This window comes from Burkholderia sp. Tr-862 (assembly GCF_011753085.1).
GTDB classification, from domain to species: domain Bacteria; phylum Pseudomonadota; class Gammaproteobacteria; order Burkholderiales; family Burkholderiaceae; genus Burkholderia; species Burkholderia ambifaria.
On sequence record NZ_VWWG01000306.1, the window covers coordinates 1 to 3,303 of the forward strand.

A 3,303-nucleotide genomic window follows, 5' to 3' on the forward strand; every position below is an offset into this window, starting at 1 on the left:
GGCGCCGGGCGCCGCCGCGGCAGTCGGCGGCAAGCCGGCGAACGGGGCGCGCGATCCGGCGATCCGCCGCGTGCGGCCGTGCGGGGAGGATGCCGCGTGCGAGCATGCGTTGTTCGATTTGAACCGCTATTACCAGAAGCTGCGTCGCAAGATGCCCGCGCATTCGGCCGCGACGCTCGTGCGCGCGCAACGCGCATGGGTCGCGTTCCGCGATGCGACGGCGACGCTCGTCGGCGAGGACGGGCGCGTCGACCTGATCGGCGCGCGCATCGCGACGATGAAGCGGCTGTCGGAGACGGCCGGCAACAAGTAGGGTTCGCCGCGACGCCGGTCATCCGGCGCGGCAACGCAAAACGGGCACCCGAGGGTGCCCGTTTGCATGTGGCGTGCCGCGTGCGGCGCTTACGCGGATTGCTGCGTGTCGAGGCCGCCGAACCACGACGGCACGAGCGCGACCGCATCGTCGAGCGACGTGAGCACGTGCAGGCTCAGCGCGACGATCTCGGGCGTCGGCGCCTTCAGGTCGGGCACGGTGACGACCGATGCGCCGGCGCCGGCGGCCGACTGCGCGCCGAAGTCGCTGTCCTCGAACGCGACGCACGCGTGCGCCGGCACGCCGAGGCGCTCGGCCGCGAGCCGGTACACGGCCGGATCGGGCTTGCCGCGCGCGACTTCATCGCCGCCCGCGATCGCGTGGAAGAAGGGCAGCACGCCGACCGCGTCGAGCCGTGCACGGATCACGTCGCGCGCGGACGATGACGCGACCGCGCACGGAATGCCGGCCTGCGCGAGCGCCTCGAGCAGCGCAAGCGCGCCCGCTTTCAGCGGAAACTTCGGATGGGGTTCGGGTGCGGCGAGTTGTTCGCGCACGAGGAGGCGCACGGCGTCGAACGTGTCGGTGTCGCCGATCAGCCGCGCGAGAATCACCTGGCCTTCGGCGAACGAGCGCCCGACGATCTGCAGGTAGTCGATCTCGGTCAACGTGACGCCGTGTGCGTTCGACACGTCGATCCACGTGTTCATGATGGTCCGCTCGGAATCGACGAGCAGGCCGTCCATGTCGAAGAGCGCGGCGGAGAAGGTCATCGGCGGTATCCGGGAAGCGGGGCAGGCAATGGGCGGCGCGGCGGCCGCCCGAATGAAAAACGGACGCCGGAGGCGTCCGTCCGGGACGACGGGCTTACGTGCCGAGCGCGGCGCGGGCAGCCTTGACCGCCGCACGCACCTGATCGGGTGCGGTGCCGCCCGCGTGGTTGCGGCTTGCGACCGAACCTTCGAGCGTCAGGTAGCCGAACACGTCGTCGCCGATCAGGTGCGCGACGTTCGGCAGTTCCTGCTTCATTTCGTCGAGCGTCAGGTCGGCGAGGTCGATCCCGCGGTCGTCGCAGATCCGCACCGCGTGCGCGACGGCTTCGTGCGCGTCGCGGAACGGCAGCCCGCGCTTCACGAGGTAGTCGGCGAGGTCGGTGGCGGTCGAGAAGCCCTGCAGCGCGGCCGCGCGCATCGCGTCCGGCTTCACGGTGATGCCCGCGACCATCTCGGCGAAGATCCGCAGCGTGTCGGCGACGGTGTCGACCGTGTCGAACAGCGGTTCCTTGTCTTCCTGGTTGTCCTTGTTGTACGCGAGCGGCTGGCCCTTCATCAGCGTGAGGAGCGCCATCAGGTGGCCGTTCACGCGGCCCGTCTTGCCGCGCGCGAGCTCGGGCACGTCCGGGTTCTTCTTCTGCGGCATGATCGAGCTGCCGGTGCAGAAGCGATCGGCGATGTCGATGAAGCCGACGCGCGGGCTCATCCACAGCACGAGTTCTTCGGAGAAACGCGACACGTGCGTCATCACGAGCGCGGATGCCGCCGTGAATTCGATCGCGAAGTCGCGATCCGACACCGCGTCGAGCGAGTTCGCGCAGATGCCGTCGAAGCCGAGCGTCTTCGCGACGGCGTGACGGTCGATCGGGTAGCTGGTGCCCGCGAGCGCGGCCGCGCCGAGCGGCAGGCGGTTCACGCGGGTGCGGCAGTCGCGCATGCGTTGCGCGTCACGCGTGAACATCTCGACGTACGCGAGCAGGTGATGGCCGAACGTGACCGGCTGCGCGACCTGCAGGTGCGTGAAGCCCGGCATGATCGTGTCGGCGTTCTTCTCCGCGAGGTCGATCAGCGCGCCGCGCAGGTCGTTCAGGAGGCCGCCGATGCGGTCGATCTCGCCGCGCAGCCACAGACGGATGTCGGTCGCGACCTGGTCGTTGCGCGAGCGGCCCGTGTGCAGGCGCTTGCCGGCGTCGCCGATCAGCGCGGTCAGGCGCGCCTCGATGTTCAGGTGGACGTCCTCGAGATCCAGCTGCCATTCGAATTCGCCGCGCTCGATCTCGCCCTTGATCTGCGTCATCCCGCGTTCGATCGCGGCGAGGTCGTCGGCGCTGATGATCTTCTGCGCCGCGAGCATGCTCGCGTGCGCGAGCGAGCCGGCGATGTCGACGAGCGCGAGGCGCTTGTCGAAAAACACCGACGACGTGTAGCGCTTGACCAGCTCCGACATCGGTTCCGAGAAGCGGGCCGACCAGGCCTCGCCCTTTTTGTGCAGTTGGGACGTCATGGCGATTCTTCGAAGGGGAGTTGGGCGGCGTGCGCCGCCGAGGGAATCCTGCGATTCTAACATTCGCGGGCTCGGCCGCCGGCCTTTGCCGGCGCGGCTCGTCCGTCGCGCAAGTTCCCGTCGTCAGCGGGAGCCGGCCCTAGTCGCGCACCAGCACGACGAGCTTCAGATCCTCGCGGTGCGCGGGCTTCAGCGTGATCTGCTGGTACACGAGCCGGCCGTCGGCCGGATGGTCGAACTCGCGCAGGCCGCCTTCGCGCTCGAACACGTCCTGCGACGCCCAGTACTGCGCGAACGCGTCGCTGCCGGCCATCAGCGCGTCGATCAGCGCGCGCGTCGGCGCATCGGCGAGGTGGCGGATCGAGTCGGCGCGGAATTCGGCCGCAAGCCGCCGCGCGCGGGTTTCCCAGTCGACGATCAGCGTGCGCGCGGCCGGCGCCATGAAGGTGAAGCGCAGCAGGTTGCGGTCGTGCTCGCCGTCGAGCCAGCCCGTAAACAGCGCGGCGGCCGGCGCGTTCCAGGCGAGGGCGTTCCATTGCCGGTCGAGCACGTAGGCAGGCGTGGCGATCGCGGCGACGGTCGCCGCGAGCGTCGGCGGCAGGTCGCCGGCCGCGACGTCGGGCTCGGCCGGATCGCGCTGCGCGGCCAGCTCGAACAGGTACGCGCGTTCGGCCTTCGACAACTGCAGCGCGACGGCGATCCGCGCGAGCGCG

The 3,303-nt window shown here is 70.1% G+C and carries 4 protein-coding genes; 1 reads left to right on the plus strand and 3 read right to left on the minus strand.

Annotation, left to right across the window (positions count from 1 at the left end):
* A partial coding sequence (locus F3J14_RS34185; protein WP_166726662.1) for a lysozyme inhibitor LprI family protein occupies window positions 1-313 on the plus strand: 313 nt, incomplete at its 5' end.
* Window positions 314-402: 89 nt separating this feature from the next.
* Here F3J14_RS34185 and F3J14_RS34190 read toward each other — a convergent pair.
* The 3 genes from F3J14_RS34190 to F3J14_RS34200 all read right to left on the minus strand — a co-directional run.
* Window positions 403-1,086: an HAD family phosphatase gene (locus F3J14_RS34190; RefSeq protein WP_166726663.1), complete on the minus strand. Its 684-nt coding sequence runs from the start codon at window positions 1,084-1,086 to the stop codon at window positions 403-405.
* Window positions 1,087-1,180: 94 nt separating this feature from the next.
* The gene (gene argH / locus F3J14_RS34195; protein WP_166726664.1) at window positions 1,181-2,590 is read right to left on the minus strand and encodes an argininosuccinate lyase; all 1,410 of its coding nucleotides are present in this window, start codon (window positions 2,588-2,590) and stop codon (window positions 1,181-1,183) included.
* A gap of 139 nt (window positions 2,591-2,729) precedes the next feature.
* On the minus strand, window positions 2,730-3,303 hold a 574-nt coding region (locus F3J14_RS34200; protein ID WP_166726665.1), incomplete at its 5' end, for a hypothetical protein.

What these genes read in the sequence shown, in the direction of transcription:
- F3J14_RS34190 (WP_166726663.1), bottom strand. Translation starts at nt 1,086, where the DNA reads ATGACCTTCTCCGCCGCGCTCTTCGACATGGACGGCCTGCTCGTCGAT.
- argH (WP_166726664.1), bottom strand. Translation starts at nt 2,590, where the DNA reads ATGACGTCCCAACTGCACAAAAAGGGCGAGGCCTGGTCGGCCCGCTTC.